Raw genomic sequence first — 18,744 nt, 5'->3', positions numbered from 1 at the left:
TGCCGGCCAGCGGCCGGCACTACCGGTGTCCCGGCAGCGCGATCAGCCGGGCAGAGCCCGGCTCTACGGGGACGCCATTTCCTCTTCGATCTCATCGGCGCTGCGCGCCAGCGCCGCGGTCAGCACCTGGTGTCCGTCCTCGGTGATCAACACGTCATCCTCGGTGCGGATGCCGATGCCGCGCCAGCGCGCTTCCACGCTGCGGTCATCTGCCGAGACATACAGGCCCGGTTCGATGGTGAACACCATGCCCGGTTCCAGCATGCGCGAGTCGCCGGCCAGCCGGTAATCGCCCACGTCGTGCACGTCCAGCCCCAGCCAATGCCCGGTCTTGTGCCGGTAGAAGCGCTGGTAATGGCCTTCGGCGATGTTCTCTTCCGCGCTGCCCTTCAGCAGCCCCAGGTGCAGCAGGCCTTCGGTCAGGGTCTGCACGGCCGCCAGGTGCCCGGCTTCATACGCGTTGCCCGGCCTGGCCTGCGCCAACGCCGCCGCCTGCGCCGCCCCGACCAGGTCGTGCAGCGCGCGCTGTTCGGCAGTGAAGCGCCCGTTCACCGGGAAGGTGCGGGTGATGTCGCTGGCGTAGCCGCGGTACTCGGCGCCCGCATCGATCAACACCAGCTCGCCATCGCGCGATCGCGCGTTGTTGTCGCGGTAGTGCAGGATGCAGCCGTTGGCGCCGGCCCCGACGATGCTGGAGTACGCCGCGCACGCATCATTGGCCCGGAACTCGCGCTCCAGGTCGGCCTGCAGTTCGTACTCGTGGATGCCCGGGCGCGCCACCCGCATTGCTACCCGGTGGGCCTGCACGCTGATATCGGCGGCGCGCTGCATCAGCGCGATCTCGGCGCTGGACTTGAACAGCCGCTGTTCGTGCAGCAGGTGGCCCAGCTCCAGGAATTCATGCGGCGGCTGCGCGCCATGCCGCACCTGCGAGCGCACCCGGTTGACCCAGCCGATCAGCTTGAGGTCGAACTCCGCGTCGCGGCCGAAGTGGTAGTACACCCGCGAGCGCCCCTCCAGCAGACCGGGCAGGATGTCGTCGAGGTCGTCGATGGGATACGCATCGTCCATCCCGTACTGCGACACCGCGCCTTCCTGCCCGGCACGCGCGCCGTCCCAGGCTTCGCGGTCGGCGTCGCGCTCACGGCAGAACAGGATCACCTCGCCGTGGCGCCGGCCGGGGATCAGCACCAGCACCGCGTCCGGCTCCGGGAAGCCGCTCAGGTACCAGAAGTCCGAGTCCTGGCGGAACGGGAAATGCGTATCCAGGCTGCGCACCCGCTCGGCGGCCGCCGGCAGCACCAGGATCGCGTCGTCGCCGGCCATCTCCATCAACTGCTGGCGGCGGCGGGTGTACTCGGCGGCGGAGATGCCGGTCAGCTGCCGGATATCCATCTCAGTTCAGACGCTGCCGGTGGCGCGCGGCCATCACACAATCGCCGTGCAGCAGCAGCACTGCCACGCGGATGAACTCTTCGATCTCGGCCAGCGCGTCTTCGTCATCATCGTTGCCGCTTTCGAAGTCTTCGCTGGAGGCCTGGGCCAGCTTGGCCAGGTCGTTCAGGGCTTCTTCGCCCTCTTCGGACAGCGTCGGGCGACGGCCACCGGAGCCCAGCCCGAAGCCGCCCAGGAAGGCGCGCGCCCAGGTGAACAGCGCATCGGCCTGCGCGGCGGTGTCGCTGGCGTCGCTGAGCAGCAGCTCGAACGCAAAGTCGCGGTCTTCCAGCTGCGCCACGCTGGCCTGCAGCAGCTGCGACAGCGGATCGTCCTCGGTCGGCAGCGGCAGATTGTCATCGGCCAGCACCCGCGCCGGCCATTCGCGCACCGGCGCACCGCCGGCAGACAGCCAGCCGCACAGCCCGCCATGCAGTTCGGCGGCATTGGCGCCCAGGCCCAACGCCTGGCTGGCCTTGTTTACGTCATCGACACTCGGAAGTTCGGTCATCTTGGGGCTCGATCGGAAAAAGGCGCCGGGGCCGCCGGGGGCGGCGCTCTGGCAGCGTCACAGTGTAGCAATCCGCCCGTGGCCGTCGGGTTGCCATCGCGTTCCCGGGCAGGCGCTGCCGGGGTAACCCGACCCCTGCCCAAGCCCCCGTCATTATTCGCTTGACCGGCTCCACCGCCCTTGCCTATCGTGCCGGGCATGGAACCTTCCGACGCCATCACCCAATTGCAGGCCTTCGCCGCCCGGGTGGAGGCGTTGCTGGAACGCAACCAGCGCCTGGCCGAGGAGAACCGCAGCCTGCGCCATCAGCAGGAACAGCTGGTCGCCGAGCGCTCGCAGCTGCTGGCCAAGAACGAACAGGCCCGCTCCCGGGTCGAAGCGATGATCACCCGCCTCAAGTCCCTGGAGCAGCACACATGAGCCAGACCGAACCGGTCAGTGTCCGCATCCTGGACCGTGAATACACGGTGGGCGTGGGCCCGGAAGAGAAAGAAATCCTCACCGCCGCGGCCCGCCTGCTGGATGCGAAGATGCGCGAGATCCGCGGCAGCAACCGCATGGCCGCCGTGGACCGGGTGGCCGTGCTGGCCGCCTTGAACCTCGCCCATGAGCTGCAGCAGCTGCGCGATGAACACGCCCGCCAGGGTGTGGCACTGCAGCAGACCCTGGCCGATCTGAACCGGCGGCTGGACCGCGCAATCGACGGGGCGTGAGCCGCCGGCGCTAAAGCCGACCGTTGGTCGGCGCCACCCGAATGCTTGTGCAGCCGACCAACGGCCGATGTTCCACGGCATGTTCCATTGCACAAGGCCATCGCATGGCCTTCATCGATCTGAATTCAGCTGCAATCCGACCGACGAACGGCCTACCCCTCGGCGCGCGCTTGGCTATAATGGCGACGCGTTCTCTGCTGTGAACGACGGCGTGTGCAAACATTCGCCTTGTCCCTTAATTACGACCACGGGTGCGCGACGGCGCCGGGAGTGCAAGTCCGCCTTGTAGCGGGAAGCCCGAAGGAACCCCAGCGTACCCACTTGAACCCCGGGTTCAAGGTCGTTTCGCACGCATCGTCACCGCGGAGAATGCAGTATTCCTGCAAGAGCGACGCCCCTACCGGGACGTCGCTCTTGTTTTATCCGCGCCCGCACCACGCCCCGGACCCAGGCATGACCGACCCGCGCTCCGCACTGCGCCAGCAGTTGCGCCAACGCCGCCGAGACATCCCCGCCGCGCAGCGCCTGGCCGCCGCCGAACACCTGGCCGATCGCCTGCTCCAGCTCCCCTTCGCCCCTGCACACGGCTTCGTTGCCGGGTACTGGGCAATGGATGGCGAAATCGCCCTGCACCGCTGGCAGATGCAGCTGCCCGACGCGCTGCAGTACTGCCTGCCGATCCTCGCCGGCGACACGCTGCGCTTCGCGCCCTGGCGACCCGGCCAGCCACTGACCGCCAACCGCTACGGCATTCCAGAACCGGACGTCGCGCTGGAGGCCACGCTGGCACCGGAGCAGATGACACTGGTGGTGGCGCCCCTGGTCGGTTTCGACGCGCAGGGCCGGCGCCTGGGCATGGGAGGCGGCTGGTATGATCGCAGCTTCGCGTTCCGCCACCAGCGCCCCGCACCGCCGTGGCTGGTGGGGGTCGGCTTCTCGGTGCAGCAGGTCGATGACCTGCCAGTACAGCCCTGGGATGTCGCGGTGGATGCGATCTGCACCGACATCTCCACCCACGTCTGCGTACCGACCAACGGTCGGCACCTACCGTAATCAAAGACTCCGCATGACCGCACGCAAGCGCTACTGGCTGATGAAGTCCGAACCGGACGCCTTTTCCATCGACGATCTGCAGCGCGTGGGCCGTGAGCCCTGGAACGGCGTGCGCAACTACCAGGCGCGCAACTTCATGCGCGACGGCATGAAGGTCGGCGACGGGGTGCTGTTCTACCACTCCAATACCAAGGTGCCCGGCATCGTCGGCATTGCCACGGTGGCCAGCGAAGCTTATCCGGACGACACCCAGTTCAACCCCAAATCCGACTACTACGACCCCAAGGCCACCCGCGAAGAACCGCGCTGGATGCTGGTGGACGTGGCCTTCGAGCGCAAACTGCGCGACACCATTTCGCTGGACGAGATCAAGCTGCACGCCGATGCGCTGGGCGAAGGTTTTCCGCTGACCGCGCGCGGCAACCGCCTGTCGATCCTGCCGGTGACCGCTGCGCAGTGGAAGCTGCTGCTGTCGCTTGAAAAACACTGATTCCCCCTTTCCCTCATAGAGTTGCCCGCCATGTCCGAAGCCAAGCGCCTGGCTGCTGAAAAAGCCCTGGAATACGTCGAAGACGGCATGATCGTCGGGGTCGGCACCGGGTCCACCGTTGCCTACTTCATCGACGGCCTGGCCCGCATCAAGCACCGCATCAAGGGCACCGTGTCCAGCTCCGAGCAGAGCACCGCCCAGCTGAAGTCGCACGGCATCGAGGTGATGGAGCTCAACCACACCGGTAACCTGTCGCTGTACGTGGACGGGGCCGACGAGTGCGACGGCAACAAGTGCCTGATCAAGGGCGGCGGCGCCGCGCTGACCCGCGAGAAGATCATCGCCGAGGCCAGCGAGCGCTTCGTGTGCATCATCGACCCGAGCAAGCAGGTGCCGGTGCTGGGGCGCTTCCCGCTGCCGGTGGAAGTGATCCCGATGGCCCGCAGCCTGATCGCGCGCCGCATCCTGGACATGACCGGCGGCCAGCCGGCCTGGCGTGAAGGCGTGGTCACCGACAACGGCAACGTGATCCTGGACATCCACCACCTGCAGATCACCGACCCGGTCAAGCTTGAGCGCGAGCTCAACCAGCTGCCCGGCGTGGTCAGCGTGGGCCTGTTCGCGCGGCGCCCGGCCGACGTGGTGATCGTCGGCGGCGAGCCGCCCCGCGTATTCTGATTCCGCGGCCGGCCCACGATGGCCGGCCTTCTTCCTGCCGAGGTAGACCCCGATGTCGCTGATCCGCCTGTTGCCGCTGCTGCTCCTGATGACCCTGACCGGCTGCGCCAGCAGCGGCACCCGCCACTGGGTGGAACTGAGCGGTGCCCGCTACCAGGTGGAACTGGCCCGCGATGACGCCAGCCGCGCGCGCGGGCTGATGTTCCGCGACCAGATGGATGCCGACCATGGCATGTTGTTCCTGCACGAGCGCGAGGAACTGCAGGCGTACTGGATGAAGAACACCAAGATCGCGCTGGACATCCTGTACTTCGACGAACAGCGCCGGCTGGTCAGCCAGCAGCGCGACGTGCCGCCGTGCTCGGCCGGCGACCGTTGCCCGCCCTACCCCAGCAGCGGCCCGGCCCGTTACGTGCTGGAGCTCAACGCCGGCCAGGCTGAAAAGCTGGGCTTGAAGGACGGCACCGAGATCACCTTCGGCCCCGGCATCGCCGACCGCTGACACCGCGCCCCCGCCCGGGGTAGAGCCGACCGTTGGTCGGCCGCCCCTGGCCCTCCTCAACGTTCCCGCTCAGCCGACCAACGGTCGGCTCTACCGGCGGGCGTGATCCGGCGCTGAAGCCCTTGAAACCGGCTGCGTTTGTCGCCAGTCTGTAGCCATGCAGGGGCAGATCACATTGCCGACGTGGGATTCACTGGCCGAGCTGGATGACGAGGCCCTGCCGCTGTTGCCCACGGCACTGCTGATCGCCCGCGACGAATACCCCGACCTGGACCCCACCGTGTACGACGCGGTGGTGCAGGCCCATGCCGACCACCTGCGTACCGAGGTGGACACCATCGAGCACTGGCCGCTGAAGATCGCCGCCGTGAACCGCCACCTGTTCGACGAACTGGGCTACGGCGGCGACCACGGCGAGTACTACGACCCGCGCAACAGCTACCTCAACCAGGTGTTCGAACGCCGCTTGGGCAATCCGATCTCGCTGGCCCTGGTGCAGATGGAAGTCGCGCGCCGGCTGGGCATTCCGCTGGACGGGGTGTCATTCCCGGGGCACTTCCTGGTGCGCCTGCCGGTGGACGACGGGGTGCTGGTGATGGACCCCTACAACGGCGGCCGCCCGCTGGACGTGGAAGAACTGCGCGAACGCGCACGCTCGCACCTGGGCGGCGAAACCCCGGACGACCACGTGCTGGCGCAGATCCTGGATGCCGCCCCGGCGCGCGCGATCCTGATGCGCATGCTGCGCAACCTGCACGGCGTGTATGTGGAGCGCGGCGAATGGGACCGCGCCGCGCGCAGTGCCGACCGCCTGCTCAAGCTGGCGCCCGAACAGGACGATGCGCTGCGTGACCGCGGCCTGGCCTACCTGAACCTGGATTACGAGGCCGGGGCGCGCCATGACCTGGCTTTGTACCTGCAACGCAACCGGCAGGCCGCCGATGCGCAATGGGTGCGCGAGAAGCTGGTGGAACTGGGCGGACGGGCGCAGCGGTTGCATTGACGAAGGGGCGTATCGACCAACGGTCGATACCCGCCGGTCAATCGACCTCGACCATCTCGAAATCGTCCTTGGTCACGCCGCAATCGGGGCACGTCCAGGTGTCGGGAATGTCTTCCCAGCGCGTGCCCGGCGCAATGCCTTCTTCCGGCAGGCCGTCTTCTTCCCTGTACAGGAAGCCGCAGACAACGCACATCCAGGTGCGGAAAGTGGTGGCGGTGGCATCGGTCATTGGATAATCACGGCTGGACAAAAACGGGCGACCGCCATTGTCCCACTCCCGTCGTGCTACCGGTAGCCACCGATGAATTCTGCTTCAGTCTCCCCCGTGCGCCCACGCGGCGTCTACCTGATCACCCCCGACGAGGCCGACACCGCCCGCCTGCTGGCGCGTACCGCGCCGCTGCTGGCCGCCGGCGCGACCTGGCTGCAGTACCGCAACAAGACCGCCGCGGCCGCCCTGCACCTGCAGCAGGCCACCGCGCTGCAGGCACTGTGCGCCCAGCACGGGGTGCCATTGATCATCAATGACGACCCGGCGCTGGCCCGTGCGGTGGGCGCCGCCGGCGTGCACCTGGGCGGCACCGACGGCGACATCGGCGCCGCGCGTGCCCTGCTGGGCCCCGACGCCATCATCGGCGCGTCCTGCTACGACCAGCTGGCCAATGCCGAACGTGCCGTGGCCGAGGGCGCCAGCTACGTGGCATTCGGCGCGTTCTTCCCGACCACCACCAAGGTCACCTCCAGCCGTGCCACGCCGGACCTGCTGCGGCAAAGCGCCGCACTGGGCGTACCGCGGGTGGCGATCGGCGGGCTCAGCCCGGACAATGTGGGTCCCATCATCGCGGCCGGTGCCGATCTGGTGGCCGTGGTCAGCGGCATTTTTGCCGCCCCCGATCCGGTCGCCACCCAGCGCGCCTTCCTCGCCCAGTTTCCGTAAGACCCAGGACACCCCATGAACCACGACCAGTCCCACGCCCTGTTCACCCGCGCCCAGAAGCTGCTGCCGGGCGGCGTCAACTCGCCGGTGCGCGCGTTCAAGTCGGTCGGCGGCGAGCCGTTCTTCGTGCAGCGCGCCGATGGCCCGTACCTGTACGACGTGGATGGCAACCGCTACATCGACTACGTGGGATCGTGGGGCCCGATGATCGTCGGCCACAACCACCCGGCCGTGCGCCAGGCGGTCAAGCACGCGATCAACAACGGCCTGTCGTTCGGCGCGCCGTGCGAGGCCGAAGTGGTGATGGCCGAAACCCTCACCCGGCTGATCCCGTCGTGCCAGATGGTGCGCATGGTCAACTCCGGCACCGAAGCCACGCTGTCGGCGATCCGGCTGGCGCGCGGGGCCACCGGGCGCAATCGCATCGTCAAGTTCGAAGGCTGCTACCACGGCCACGGCGACTCGTTCCTGGTCAAGGCCGGCAGCGGCATGCTGACCCTGGGCGTGCCCACCTCGCCGGGCGTACCCGCCGGCCTGAGCGAACTTACCCTGACCCTGCCCTACAACGATTTCGAGGCCGCCACCGCGCTGTTCGCCGAACAGGGCGAGCACATCGCCGGGCTGATCATCGAGCCGGTGGTGGGCAACGCCAACTGCATCCCGCCGCGCGACGGCTACCTGCAGCACCTGCGCGCGCTGTGCACCCAGTACGGCGCGCTGTTGATCTTCGATGAGGTGATGACCGGCTTCCGCGTCGCCCTCGGCGGCGCGCAGGCCCATTACGGCATCACCCCGGACCTGACCACCTTCGGCAAGATCATCGGCGGCGGCATGCCGGTGGGTGCCTACGGCGGCCGTGCCGACCTGATGTCGCAGATCGCCCCGGCCGGCCCGATCTACCAGGCCGGCACGCTCAGCGGCAACCCGGTGGCGATGGCCGCCGGCCTTGCGATGCTGGACCTGGTGCAGGAACCGGGCTTCCATGACCGCCTGAGCGCGGCCAGCGCGCGCCTGTGCGCCGGGCTGGAAGCGGCGGCGGCCGAGGCCGGCGTGGCCGTGACCACCACCCAGGTGGGCGGCATGTTCGGGCTGTTCTTCACCGACCAGAAGGTGGACACCTACGCCCAGGCCACCGCCTGTGACATCACCGCGTTCAACACCTTCTTCCACGCGATGCTGGAGCGCGGCGTGTTCCTGGCCCCGTCGGCGTACGAAGCCGGCTTCATGTCCAGCGCGCACGACGACAGCGTGATCGACGCGACCATCGACGCCGCCCGCGAGGCGTTCAAGGTCGTCAAAGGCTGATCGGGTACCGGACGACGGCCGGGACGACGGATCGGCCCCGGTCAACGGCGGGGGCGACGGATCGGCCCCGGTCCATGGCCTTCGGCGATGCAGCAGGGAACCGGGGGCGTTCGGCGATGCGCCTCGCTGGTAGGGTCGCATCCCGATCGACCGCCGTTGGTCTGCGCAACGTTCGTTGAGGGCATGACCCCAGAACGCAGATCGCTTCGGCACAGGTCATGCGTTCGCCGCACCCACACGCATCATCGGCAGTCGTTTGGGAACCGACCCTACCAAGGCGCGTGCCGTCGCCGCACCGATGACGTTCTTACCCGAAGACCAGCTTGCCCTTCATCATCGCGAAGTGCCCCGGGAACGAGCAGAAGAACGTGTAATCGCCGCCCTTGGCCAGCTTGGCGGTCGAGAAGGTCACGCTGGTGGTCTGCCCACCGCCGATCACCGCGGTATGCGCCAGCACGCGTGCATCGCCCTTGGGCAGGTAGCTGTCGGCCAGGCTCGTGCGCATGCCGGCCATCGCCACCGGCTGATAATCGGGGGTCCGCGTGAGCACCCAGTTGTGGCCCATCGCGGTGGCGGCCAGCTTGCCCGTGTGGCGCAGGGTCAGCTTCACCTGGCTGCAGTCCGCGCCGACCTTGATCTCCTTCTGGCTGAAGCTCATCTGGTCGGTGCTGTCGATGCTGACCGCGCACACGCGGGCATGGGCAGCCGGGGCCAGCATCAGGCCGGCGAGCAACACGGGAACAAGCAGTTTCACGGCGATCTCCATCGAACAGTCCACGCGATTCTAGAGTCCGTGCCCACGCCCGACCTGCGACGCGATGTCGCAGCCTACGCCCCGGCTGGGGTACGGTCAGCAGTGGACCTGGACGAGAGTGCGCGATGACCGTTGCCGTGGAGTGCCTGTTGCTGGATTTCGATGGCGTGCTCGTACGCCATGCGCGCCACCTGCGCGTGCGTCACCTGGCGGCCAGCACCGGCTGCAGCGTCGCGCAGGTGCAGGCGGCCTTGTTCGACAGCGGCCTGGAGCAGCAGCACGACGCCGGCCTGGACAGCGCGCTGTACCTGCAGCAGGTGAGCGCTGCGTTGGGCAGCACGCTGAGCATCGCGCAGTGGCAGGCGGCGCGCATCGCCGCATCCCCGCCGCAGGCCGGGGTGATCGAACGCATCGAGCAGGTCGCCCGCCGCCTGCCGATTGCGATCCTGACCAACAACAGCGCGCTGATGGCCGACACCATCCCGCGCATCCTGCCTACCCTGGCCACGGCGTTGCACGGACGCATCCTGTGCAGCGGTGCGCTGGGCGGTCGCAAACCGGACCCGGCCGTCTTCGTGCAGGCGGTGGAGCTGCTGGGCGCACGTGCCGGGCGCACGCTGTTCATCGATGACCTGTTCACCAACGTGCGCGGTGCACGGCAGGCGGGATTGCAGGCGGAAACGGCGGCCGACAGCCGCAGCATCGGCAAGGTGTTGAAGCGGTACGCCCTGGTGTAGAGCCGACCGTTGGTCGGCTGGGTACACCCTGGTGTAGAGCCGACCGTTGGTCGGCAGGGTTCGCCCCGGAGCAACAGCAGCCGACCAACGGTCGGCTCTACCGCGAGGCGATGAAGGATTGCACCGCCGCGCGCAGGCGCTTGAGGCCCTCGGCCACTTCCTCGTCGGTGATGTTCAGCGACGGCACGAAGCGCAGCACGTCCGGGCCGGCCTGCAGGGTCAGCAGGCCGTGATCGGCGGCGTGGTCCAGGATGGCACCGGCCTGGCCGGCGAAATCCTTGTCCAGCACCGCGCCCAGCATCAGGCCGCGGCCGCGCACCTGGCTGAACACCTTGAACTCATCGTTGATCCGGCCCAGGCCATCGCGCAGCGCCTGCGACTGGCGGCCCACGTTGTGCCCGATCTCCGGCGAGGACAGCTTGCGCAGCGCCACGCGCGCCACTGCCGCCGCCAGCGGATTGCCGCCGAAGGTGGTGCCGTGCGCGCCGAACTGCATCACCTCGGCCACCTTCGGCCCGGCCAGCATCGCGCCGATCGGGAAACCGCCGCCCAGGGCCTTGGCCAGGGTCACGATGTCCGGTTTGATGCCTTCCTGCCAATGCGCGAACAGGGTGCCGGTGCGGCCCATGCCCACCTGGATTTCATCGAGCACCAGCAAGGCGTCGTGCTGGTCGCACAGCTCGCGGATGCGCTGCAGGAAGCCCGGCTTGGCGGGCATCACCCCGCCCTCGCCCTGGATCGGCTCGAGCATCACCGCGGCCACGTCGCCGGCGGCCATGGCGGTTTCCAGCTGCACCTCGTCGTTGAAATCGACGTAGCGGAAGCCGCCGGGCAGCGGCTCGTAGCCTTCCTGGTACTTCGGCTGGGCGGTGGCGGTAACCGCGGCCAGGGTGCGGCCGTGGAAGCTGCCGCGGAAGGTCACGATCACGCGCTGGTGGGCCGGCCGGCCCTTGGAGGAGGCCCACTTGCGCACCAGCTTGATCGCCACTTCATTGGCTTCGGCGCCGGAATTGCACAGGAACACGCGCTCGGCGAAGCGCGAGCTGGTGACCAGCTCCTCGGCCAGGCGCAGCGGCGGTTCGCTGTAGAACACGTTGCTGGTGTGCCACAGCTTGCCGGCCTGCTCGATCAGCGCGGCGGTCAGGTCCGGGTCGTTGTGGCCCAGCCCGCACACGGCGATGCCGGCGGCCAGGTCGATGAATTCACGCCCCAGGGTGTCCCACACGCGCGCACCCTGGCCGCGCTCAAGCACCACCTGGCGCGGTTTGTACACCGGCAGGTAGTAATGCGACAGGGACAACAGCGGATCGGTGGCAGCGGCGGTCATGGCGGTCAGGGGTTGCGGGAAAGTCCCATTCTCGCGCTTCCGGCCGGTGAGGCACAATGCGGCGCATGCGACCGCTCACCGCCCCCCAGCTCAACCCCGCCACCGAGACCGGCTGGCGCCGGACCTGGTTCGAGATCATCTACCGCCACGACACCCGCCCGTCGCGCAATTTCGACCTGCTGCTGGTGTACGCCATCATCGCCAGCGTGCTGGTGGTGATGTTCGACAGCGTGCAGCGCTTCCACATCGCCCATGCCGACTGGCTGTACGTGCTGGAATGGGGCTTCACGGTCCTGTTCACCGCCGAGTACCTGCTGCGGCTGGTGGTGGTCAAACGGCCCCTGCGCTACGCGTTCAGCATCTGGGGCATCATCGACCTGGCCTCGATCCTGCCCACCTACCTGTCCCTGTTCATCCCCGGCGCCCAAAGCCTGCTGGTGGTGCGCGCCCTGCGCATCCTGCGGGTGTTCCGCATCCTCAAGCTGACCCGCTACATCGAAGAAAGCGGCGTGCTGATGGAATCGCTGTGGCGCAGCCGGCGCAAGGTGCTGCTGTTCCTGTTCACGGTGGTCACCATCACGATCATCGCCGGCACCCTGATGTACGTGATCGAGGGGCCGAACCACGGGTTCACCAGCATCCCCAGCAGCATGTACTGGGCGGTGGTGACCATGGCCACGGTGGGCTTCGGCGACATCGTGCCGCAGACCGTGCTGGGCCGCTTCGTCACCTCGGTGCTGATCCTGATCGGCTACAGCATCATTGCCGTGCCCACCGGCATCTACACCGCCGAACTGGCCAGCACCATGCGCGAGGCCGACCTGGCCGCGCGGCGCGATGCGCGTGGCTGCCCGCACTGCGGGCTGGAAGGCCACGAACCGGACGCCCGGCATTGCCGCCGGTGCGGCGACACGTTGCCCGACACCTTCAATCAGTAATGGGCGATCCACCCCGGCGCGCCGAACGCACCGGGGTGGATCGCCACGCCGTTTACTGGCGGTTGCTCTGGAACACCAGGCTGTTGTACTCGTTCAACAGGCGCCCGGCCGAGCCCTGCGGGGCATGCGACGGCGAATCCAGCATGCGCTGTTCGAAGTCGGTATACGGGGTCTTGTCGACCACGCCCTTGATGCGCTCCTTGCCCTCGCGACGGAAATTCTCCGCGGCAGTCTCGAAGCTGTTCCAGTCCATCTTGCCCGGCTCCTGGTCGGCCACCTTGGCGTGCGCTTCGTCGGCGATGGTATTGAAGGCATCCAGTCGCGCACGCCCCTGCACCACGTCGAAGTCATCCTCGGCCATCAGGTCCATCAGCGACTTGGCCTCCATCATGATGGCCAAGCGATAGTACGTGCGGGTGCGGCCTTCCTGCTTTTCCAGCGCCTGCAGCTGCGCCTGCTGGGCACGGTCGTTCTCGGCCTCCAGCGCGGTGCTGAACACGCCGCTGGCCTGCACGAAGGCAGCCAACGCCTCCATCAGCGGCGCATGCATCGCCTTGCCGCGCGCGTAACCGTCGTCTTCGAAGTCTTCGCGCTTGTAGTAGTCGTACGCCGCATGGGTGAGCGGCTGCAGGGTGTGCAGGCTGTCCAGGTAGGCCTTGGCCGCCTTGTCCAGTTCCGGCAGTGCCGGCGCGGCGGCGATTGCCGTGGGAATGGCCGCATCGCAGGTCTTGAGATCGTCGGCGTCCAGGTCCGGCGGACCGATCGGGCGCTCTTCGCGACCGGTGGGACCGGCCTTGGGATCCTTCATCCAGCTGGTGTAGTAGCCGATGCCTTGGTGGATGCCCGAATCGACATCGTTGTAGCAGTCGATGTAGCTGTTGAGCTTGCCGGTCAGCGCCTGCTCGGCCTCTTCGGCCTGGGCATCAGCCTTGCTGGCCGGGGCGGCGGCCTCCTTGGCAGGCTCGGCGGACTTGTTGCCGCAGGCGGCCAGCGCCAGGGTGATCGACACAGCCAGTACCGCCGTGGAAAGAACGTGCTTCATCAAACGCCTCCGTGTTGTAAACGATTCCAGAGACGTAGTTTACCAATGCGGACCGCGCAGGTCTGCGGTCCGCATTGGGAGTGCGTGCAACGCCGTCGCATGAGAGCGCTCGTGTCACCGGCACCCTGCCGATGCGGCCCTCAGCGCGCGCCGCTGAACCGCGTCATCCGGTTGGCCATGTCCACCAGATCGTTGTAGCTGGCCATCACGGCTTCGGCCGAGCCCTGCGGCAGGCTCGCGCGGCCACCGCTCTGCAGCAGCATCTGCTCGCCGCGGGTGAGCGGCGTCTTGGCCTGCACGCGTTCGATGCGACGGCCCGCATCACGGGCCAGCGCATCGGCCGAACGTTCCACGTGACCCCACATGGCATCACCCTGCCCCACCTTGTCGTTCTGTGCCTGCTGCAACAGCGCCTGGAATGCGGCCAGTTCGGTACGCGCCAGCGCCAGGTCCGGTGCATCAGCGCTGAGCAGCTGGGTCAGCCGCTTGCCATCGCCCACGATCCTGAGCTGGTAGTACGCCAGCGAGCGACCTTCGTCGGCTTCGATCTCCTTGAGCTGCGCGGCACGCCGTTCGTCCTCGCGCTTCTCCAGCGCGGCATCCAGTGCGGTGCCAGCGGCAAAGAACGCCGCGTAGGCCTGCATCAGCGGCGCGTGCTGGCTGCGCATGCCGGCATGGTCATCGCGCAGATAGTCTTCGCGGGTGTAGTAACGGTCGGCCTGCTCGATCAGCGTGTACAGATCGACAAAGGTCTTCTGATACGCGCGTGCCGCCGGGTCCAGGTCGGGCTCGGCCGGGGTCATGGCCAGTGCCGCCACCATCGGGGCGTTGCACGCATCCACGCGATGGGACAACACCGTGCCGGGGCCGCGCACCTGCTTCTCGGTGCCGGTCGGGCCGGCCTCCGCGTCCTGCATCCACCCGGTGTACTGCAGGAAGCCTTCGTGGATCGGCTCCTCTACCGCATTGAAGCAGTGGATGTAGGCATTCACCTTTTCCACGCCCTGCACATCGGCGGCGGTGGAGGCGCCTTTGCTGCAGGCGCCGAGCAGGCCGGCCACGGCGATGGCCGCGGCGAGGGAGAGACAGGAAACACGCTGGGACATGGCAGGGATCTGGAACACGGGGGGTGCGCACCTTAGCAGCTGCGCGTGCAGCCGCTGTCGACAACGTCACCCGTACCGCCCGGAACCTCAATCCAGGAACAGATCCGGCAGCAGCGGCCGCGACGGGTCCACCGCATAGCCACTCAGGTCGGTGATACCGGCCGCAGCCAGCACCTCGTCATCGAGCAGGAACTGCCCGCTGAAGCCGGCTGCATCGCGGGTCAGCACGGCGTGCGCGGCATCGGCCAGGATTTCCGGCGTGCGGCAACCGGCAACATCCACGCCGGGAATCATGTTGATCGCATCGGTGGCGATGATGGTGCGCGGCCACAGCGCATTGACCGCCACGCCCTGCGGACCGAATTCGGCCGCCAGCCCCAAGGTGACAAAGCTCATGCCCATCTTGGCCAGCGTGTAGCCGGTGTGCGGGCCCCACCATTTCGGGTCCAGGCTCGGCGGCGGCGCCAGCGTCAGGATGTGCGGATTGGGCGCCTGCAGCAGGTACGGCAAGCACGCCTGCGCGCACAGGAAACTGCCGCGTGAATTGACCTGCTGCATCAGGTCGAAGCGCTTCATCGGCGTATCCAGCGTGCCGCGCAGCCAGATCGCGCTGGCGTTGTTGACCAGGATGTCGATGCCGCCAAAGGTATCCACGGTGGCGGCCACTGCGGCGCGCACCTGGTCTTCTTCGCGGATGTCGCACTTCAGCGCCAGGCCCTGCCCGCCGGCGGCGGTAACCGCCTCAACCGCGCTGTGGATGGTGCCGGGCAGCTTCGGGTTGGGCACCGACGACTTGGCCGCGATCGCCACGTTGGCGCCATCACGCGCCGCGCGCAGGGCGATGGCCAGGCCGATGCCGCGCGAGCCACCGGTGATGAAAATGGTCTTGCCTTGCAGACTGGCCACGTCGAAAGCTCCTGCGCATGAATGTCTCGCGCCAGTATGCCGCGCCCACAGAATTTTCACCGCTCCTTGACGATAGTGGCCTCCCGGTTACCGCTGCGAGGTACTTGCCATGCGCCGTTCCCGTTGTCTATTGCCTGCCTTGGGCCTGCTGCTGCTTGCCGCCTGCCAGAAAGACCCGGCCGAACCCGCCGCCCCGACCCCCACCGCTACGCCGAGCGCGCAGAAGATGGCCGCCGATGCCACGTTGCGCTGGAGCAATGCGGTGGTGTGGAGCGGCGATCTGAACAGCTGCCGCCAGGGCGAGGCGGCCGCCACCCGCGAGTGCCTGATCAAGGCGATGCAGGCCGGTGGGGCCAGCGCGGATGCGGTGACCGCGGCCGGGCAACTGTCCAGCGCCGGTGAGCTGGCGTTTGTCACCGCCTGGCATGAACACGATGGCATCGGCGTGGCCACGGTGGCCTACCCGTTCCGCGCCAACACCAACGAGGGCACGCGGCTGGTGGATGCTGCCGGCAAGCGCATCGATGTGGACGCCGTGCAGCTGGATGACACCGTACGTGCCGACCCGGGCGTGCAGGCCCTGCTGGCCGCCCACCCACAGGCAACCCCGTTCGCACCGGCGCAGGCGGGCGGCAGTACGCCGCTGGACAATGGCGGGATACGACTGTTGTACCGCACGCCGCTGCGCGACTGCCATGCCTGCGCCGACGTCGGGCAGATTCAGATCGGCTACGACTTTGATGGAACGCGGCATTTCATCGGGCAGCAGGTGGTGCCGGTGGCCACGCCCTGACGGCGAAGCGGCCAACGTCAGGCCGCGCCGATGTCACATAGGGTGTTCGACGCATCGATACACTGCCAGGGACGGCACACTACTTCTTGTCGATGGTCTCCAGCCTTGGCATGGGCAGAAGCCCGTGTGAGTAGCCCATGCTGCAGTTCTCGAGCGCACTGCACTCCTCCACTACCTCGTCCAGGGAGGAGATGCGCCGCGCCTGGGCAATGCGATCAAATCGACCGGCAACAACCGCCAACGGTGTTACCCCCTCACCGACAATCACCGGCTTCGTTCGTTCGAAGTGAGCGAGCATGCGGTAATAGCCGGGCTGATCCAGCGTTGGCTGTGCCCCCTGCCCACCTGCAGGATCGTCGCCGGGAACAACGAACCCGGACGACAGATCGTTGCTCTGCGCCGCATCGCGGCTGGCGAACAACACGCGGGCCTCGAAGCCGGGGTAGTAGAGGACCACGACGACATCTCTGCCCGCCAACTTCTCGGGCAAGGTCAGCAGCTGGGTCGGCGAGACATGGCAAACGCCCCCGCTCATCCGATAGGCGCATACATCTTCGACGCCGCTGACGGTAACGGGCTCCGCACGTTGGCATCCCGCCAACGCCAGGAAGATCAAGCCCGAGGGTCTGATCCATCTCATTCAAGCTCCTTTACCATGCCACCAAGTGCACCATCTTCTCGACACTCGGGAAGGGCTGCCATGACGCACTGATTGTCCTTGCCAACAAGCTCAGATCAGCTACGACCTTGATGGATCTCGCCGCGTCGTCGGGCAACAGGTGGCACGGGTGGCTGGACGGCAAGGCGTGACAACGCGGATTGCTCTCGCGTCCTGGATGGCTTCTACTGAGGCAATGCGCGACATCGACAGGATGCCGCCCAGCAGGGAGGGTGTCGACCGCTGGCCGGCTCCGCGAAACCAACATCGCGCACAGAAGCGTGCCCCCATGACATTACGGGGCGATCTCCCGCAAGCCGAATCACCAGCAGAAGATGCTCGACGCTCATCCGCGAATAAGCTTGCCTATAACTTGAACTCATCCAGCTCCAGGGTGCCCAGACGAATCGTCTCGAGTGTTACACCCTGTCGCTTTCCCACCGGAACTGTGCGATTCAAATGAAAGACACCCAGCACAACAACGCGCGACGCGGAATCCACACGCTTTGGTGACAGCAGATACGCCCTCAGCTCAGGCACTCCCTCACCCGAACGCAGCGACAGCGACGCCTGGATCTCATTACCCTCGAATGAATCAAGCGATGGGTAGATTTCAATGACATCCTTTGCCACGGCTCGGCCTTGGATCTGGATACGCCTCCCATCATAGCGCTCGGGATGCGCAAGCAACTGGGTGTAGGTCGTAGCGCAGTAAATGCGATCGGCACGGTTGCCGACGTGCCAGCAATCGCCATCCCGCAGCCCAGAATAATCATCGTCGACGCCGCAACTTGCCAGAGGAAGAGCAAAAGCCAATGCCGCAATAGAGACACACAGACCCTTCATGGCATCCTCGATACGAACTTGGCTGCATCCACGTTGGTTACGCCCGAGCCCATCGCTGCGCGCAACCCCATATAGTCAAACTTCAAGATGGTTCCATTTGGTGTCGCGAGATACCCATTGACACCTGACGCAAACAACAACTGGAGATCCCCACCCCGATTTGCAAATCCGCCAGAACTCGTTATTCGCGCCGGAAGTCCAGAGAAACTATTGTTAACCGGATGGGTATGTGCGATAGCGACTCGCGTACCCCATCCGTCATACGGGAGGATTTCCACGGAACCAGACCCATCACCGGCACCAGCAGGACCCAGCACGAAGTTGAGCACGCTATAAGGTTTCCCATTGAAAGAAAAATGGACAATGTCTGCTGCCACCTCTCGCCCACTGCCAATCGTTACAGGAAGAGCCGCCCTGGCGAAGTAGGCGGATGAGGCACCCTCCGTGGCATGCGAGTTCTTTCGCTCGTTCAATGCCTTCACAAAACGCACTGGATTGTCTCTAGCTGCGGCCACCTCCGTTGCCGTCACACCAGTAGCCGACCTCATCATGCCAGCGACGCCGCCGGCAAGGCAGGTGCCCGTTATGTTGGTACCAGTGCAACCAGTTCTACCGTCCGGATCAACAAAGCGAAGCGGGTTTCCATTGCCGTAGCGATATCGAGAGAACGCCGATACCGCATTTTCGTAGGCAGACACAGGGTCCACCGACAGGAAGCCACCCAAGCTGGAATCATAGTAACGCTGCTGCATGTAGGTGAGCCCTGTTGAGGCGTCCTCAACGTGGCCAGTGAAGCCTGGCGCTGCGCTCATTCTGGGGCCAATCACCTCACCATACGGTGCATACCCGGTCCTTTCAATGACCGCTCCTGAGCTGTCCGAAATCGCAATGGGGGAGCCGAGTGCATCGGTATGCACATAATGAACAATTTCTTGCGCCGATACAGCCGACGCCCCGAGCAGAAGAGGGGCATGCATTACCAGGCAGAACGGGATCTTCTTGATCTTCATG

23 protein-coding genes and 1 other RNA gene are annotated in these 18,744 nt (G+C 66.6%); 13 read left to right on the top strand and 11 right to left on the bottom strand.

Annotated elements, in window-relative coordinates; all coding sequences use genetic code 11:
* Nucleotides 1–63 precede the first annotated feature (63 nt).
* Both AC1DCJ_RS13340 and AC1DCJ_RS13335 read right to left on the bottom strand, forming a co-directional pair.
* Nucleotides 64–1,389, bottom strand: coding sequence for an aminopeptidase P N-terminal domain-containing protein (locus AC1DCJ_RS13340; protein WP_478071175.1), 1,326 nt, complete (start codon nt 1,387–1,389; stop codon nt 64–66).
* Between the two features lie 7 nt (nt 1,390–1,396).
* Nucleotides 1,397–1,945 carry a UPF0149 family protein gene (locus AC1DCJ_RS13335; protein ID WP_137190235.1) on the bottom strand — a complete coding sequence of 183 codons (549 nt, stop codon included), beginning with the start codon at nt 1,943–1,945 and terminating at the stop codon, nt 1,397–1,399.
* 198 nt (nt 1,946–2,143) lie between these two features.
* Here AC1DCJ_RS13335 and AC1DCJ_RS13330 point away from each other — a divergent pair, with 198 nt between their 5' ends.
* From AC1DCJ_RS13330 to AC1DCJ_RS13295, 8 genes are all read left to right on the top strand, one after another.
* A complete protein-coding gene (locus tag AC1DCJ_RS13330) occupies nt 2,144–2,365 on the top strand; it encodes a TIGR02449 family protein (protein ID WP_038686482.1) in 222 nt (73 codons plus the stop codon).
* On the top strand, nt 2,362–2,658 hold the full coding sequence (locus AC1DCJ_RS13325; protein ID WP_038686480.1) for a cell division protein ZapA: 297 nt from the start codon (nt 2,362–2,364) through the stop codon (nt 2,656–2,658). The genes AC1DCJ_RS13330 and AC1DCJ_RS13325 overlap by 4 nt, the downstream gene beginning before the upstream one ends.
* Nucleotides 2,659–2,846: 188 nt before the next feature.
* Nucleotides 2,847–3,031: non-coding RNA, 6S RNA (ssrS, locus tag AC1DCJ_RS13320), on the top strand.
* Between the two features lie 80 nt (nt 3,032–3,111).
* The gene (locus AC1DCJ_RS13315) at nt 3,112–3,711 is read left to right on the top strand and encodes a 5-formyltetrahydrofolate cyclo-ligase (RefSeq protein ID WP_320489485.1); all 600 of its coding nucleotides are present in this window, start codon (nt 3,112–3,114) and stop codon (nt 3,709–3,711) included.
* 13 nt (nt 3,712–3,724) lie between these two features.
* Nucleotides 3,725–4,201, top strand: a complete 477-nt coding sequence (locus AC1DCJ_RS13310) for an EVE domain-containing protein (protein WP_137190237.1) — start codon at nt 3,725–3,727, stop codon at nt 4,199–4,201.
* A gap of 30 nt (nt 4,202–4,231) precedes the next feature.
* Nucleotides 4,232–4,879, top strand: coding sequence for a ribose-5-phosphate isomerase RpiA (gene rpiA, locus AC1DCJ_RS13305; RefSeq protein ID WP_038686473.1), 648 nt, complete (start codon nt 4,232–4,234; stop codon nt 4,877–4,879).
* Between the two features lie 52 nt (nt 4,880–4,931).
* Nucleotides 4,932–5,381: a DUF192 domain-containing protein gene (locus AC1DCJ_RS13300; RefSeq protein ID WP_038686472.1), complete on the top strand. Its 450-nt coding sequence runs from the start codon at nt 4,932–4,934 to the stop codon at nt 5,379–5,381.
* 157 nt (nt 5,382–5,538) lie between these two features.
* A complete protein-coding gene (locus AC1DCJ_RS13295) occupies nt 5,539–6,384 on the top strand; it encodes a SirB1 family protein (protein ID WP_478071167.1) in 846 nt (281 codons plus the stop codon).
* Between the two features lie 37 nt (nt 6,385–6,421).
* Here AC1DCJ_RS13295 and AC1DCJ_RS13290 read toward each other — a convergent pair whose 3' ends face one another.
* A complete protein-coding gene (locus tag AC1DCJ_RS13290) occupies nt 6,422–6,613 on the bottom strand; it encodes a rubredoxin (RefSeq protein WP_037553342.1) in 192 nt (63 codons plus the stop codon).
* Nucleotides 6,614–6,685: 72 nt separating this feature from the next.
* Between AC1DCJ_RS13290 and thiE the strand changes: the two genes are divergently transcribed.
* Both thiE and hemL read left to right on the top strand, forming a co-directional pair.
* Nucleotides 6,686–7,321, top strand: coding sequence for a thiamine phosphate synthase (thiE, locus tag AC1DCJ_RS13285; RefSeq protein ID WP_478071166.1), 636 nt, complete (start codon nt 6,686–6,688; stop codon nt 7,319–7,321).
* 15 nt (nt 7,322–7,336) lie between these two features.
* A complete protein-coding gene (gene hemL / locus AC1DCJ_RS13280; protein WP_137190241.1) occupies nt 7,337–8,626 on the top strand; it encodes a glutamate-1-semialdehyde 2,1-aminomutase in 1,290 nt (429 codons plus the stop codon).
* A 307-nt stretch (nt 8,627–8,933) separates the two neighbouring features.
* Here hemL and azu read toward each other — a convergent pair whose 3' ends face one another.
* Complete coding sequence (gene azu, locus AC1DCJ_RS13275; protein WP_038686464.1) at nt 8,934–9,392, bottom strand: azurin; 459 nt, start codon at nt 9,390–9,392, stop codon at nt 8,934–8,936.
* 113 nt (nt 9,393–9,505) lie between these two features.
* Here azu and AC1DCJ_RS13270 point away from each other — a divergent pair, with 113 nt between their 5' ends.
* Nucleotides 9,506–10,117 (top strand): HAD-IA family hydrolase, encoded by a 612-nt coding sequence (locus AC1DCJ_RS13270; RefSeq protein ID WP_478071165.1) that lies wholly within the window; start codon nt 9,506–9,508, stop codon nt 10,115–10,117.
* A 97-nt stretch (nt 10,118–10,214) separates the two neighbouring features.
* On the opposite strand, the gene AC1DCJ_RS13265 is transcribed toward AC1DCJ_RS13270, so the two are convergent.
* Nucleotides 10,215–11,444 (bottom strand): acetylornithine transaminase, encoded by a 1,230-nt coding sequence (locus tag AC1DCJ_RS13265; protein ID WP_478071164.1) that lies wholly within the window; start codon nt 11,442–11,444, stop codon nt 10,215–10,217.
* A 65-nt stretch (nt 11,445–11,509) separates the two neighbouring features.
* Here AC1DCJ_RS13265 and AC1DCJ_RS13260 point away from each other — a divergent pair, with 65 nt between their 5' ends.
* A complete protein-coding gene (locus AC1DCJ_RS13260; RefSeq protein WP_137190244.1) occupies nt 11,510–12,382 on the top strand; it encodes an ion transporter in 873 nt (290 codons plus the stop codon).
* A gap of 52 nt (nt 12,383–12,434) precedes the next feature.
* Here AC1DCJ_RS13260 and AC1DCJ_RS13255 read toward each other — a convergent pair whose 3' ends face one another.
* The 3 genes from AC1DCJ_RS13255 to AC1DCJ_RS13245 all read right to left on the bottom strand — a co-directional run bounded on the left by AC1DCJ_RS13255 (nt 12,435) and on the right by AC1DCJ_RS13245 (nt 15,436).
* Entirely contained in the window at nt 12,435–13,424 is a 990-nt protein-coding gene (locus AC1DCJ_RS13255; RefSeq protein ID WP_478071163.1) for a YiiG family protein, read from the bottom strand.
* 140 nt (nt 13,425–13,564) lie between these two features.
* Nucleotides 13,565–14,530 carry a YiiG family protein gene (locus AC1DCJ_RS13250; protein ID WP_478071162.1) on the bottom strand — a complete coding sequence of 322 codons (966 nt, stop codon included), beginning with the start codon at nt 14,528–14,530 and terminating at the stop codon, nt 13,565–13,567.
* 87 nt (nt 14,531–14,617) lie between these two features.
* Nucleotides 14,618–15,436 carry an SDR family oxidoreductase gene (locus tag AC1DCJ_RS13245; RefSeq protein WP_128097358.1) on the bottom strand — a complete coding sequence of 273 codons (819 nt, stop codon included), beginning with the start codon at nt 15,434–15,436 and terminating at the stop codon, nt 14,618–14,620.
* Between the two features lie 109 nt (nt 15,437–15,545).
* On the opposite strand from AC1DCJ_RS13245, the gene AC1DCJ_RS13240 reads away from it, so the two are divergent.
* Nucleotides 15,546–16,229: a hypothetical protein gene (locus AC1DCJ_RS13240; protein WP_478071161.1), complete on the top strand. Its 684-nt coding sequence runs from the start codon at nt 15,546–15,548 to the stop codon at nt 16,227–16,229.
* Nucleotides 16,230–16,308: 79 nt separating this feature from the next.
* Here AC1DCJ_RS13240 and AC1DCJ_RS13235 read toward each other — a convergent pair whose 3' ends face one another.
* The 3 genes from AC1DCJ_RS13235 to AC1DCJ_RS13225 all read right to left on the bottom strand — a co-directional run bounded on the left by AC1DCJ_RS13235 (nt 16,309) and on the right by AC1DCJ_RS13225 (nt 18,743).
* A complete protein-coding gene (locus AC1DCJ_RS13235) occupies nt 16,309–16,869 on the bottom strand; it encodes a hypothetical protein (RefSeq protein ID WP_478071160.1) in 561 nt (186 codons plus the stop codon).
* A 384-nt stretch (nt 16,870–17,253) separates the two neighbouring features.
* Nucleotides 17,254–17,733, bottom strand: a complete 480-nt coding sequence (locus AC1DCJ_RS13230; protein WP_478071159.1) for a hypothetical protein — start codon at nt 17,731–17,733, stop codon at nt 17,254–17,256.
* Nucleotides 17,730–18,743 (bottom strand): RHS repeat domain-containing protein, encoded by a 1,014-nt coding sequence (locus tag AC1DCJ_RS13225; RefSeq protein WP_137190251.1) that lies wholly within the window; start codon nt 18,741–18,743, stop codon nt 17,730–17,732. The genes AC1DCJ_RS13230 and AC1DCJ_RS13225 overlap by 4 nt, the downstream gene beginning before the upstream one ends.
* Nucleotide 18,744: the final 1 nt, after the last annotated feature.

The sequence above is a fragment of the Stenotrophomonas sp. 10N36 genome (assembly GCF_056395005.1).
This window is presented reverse-complemented; position numbering and strand designations above follow the sequence as displayed.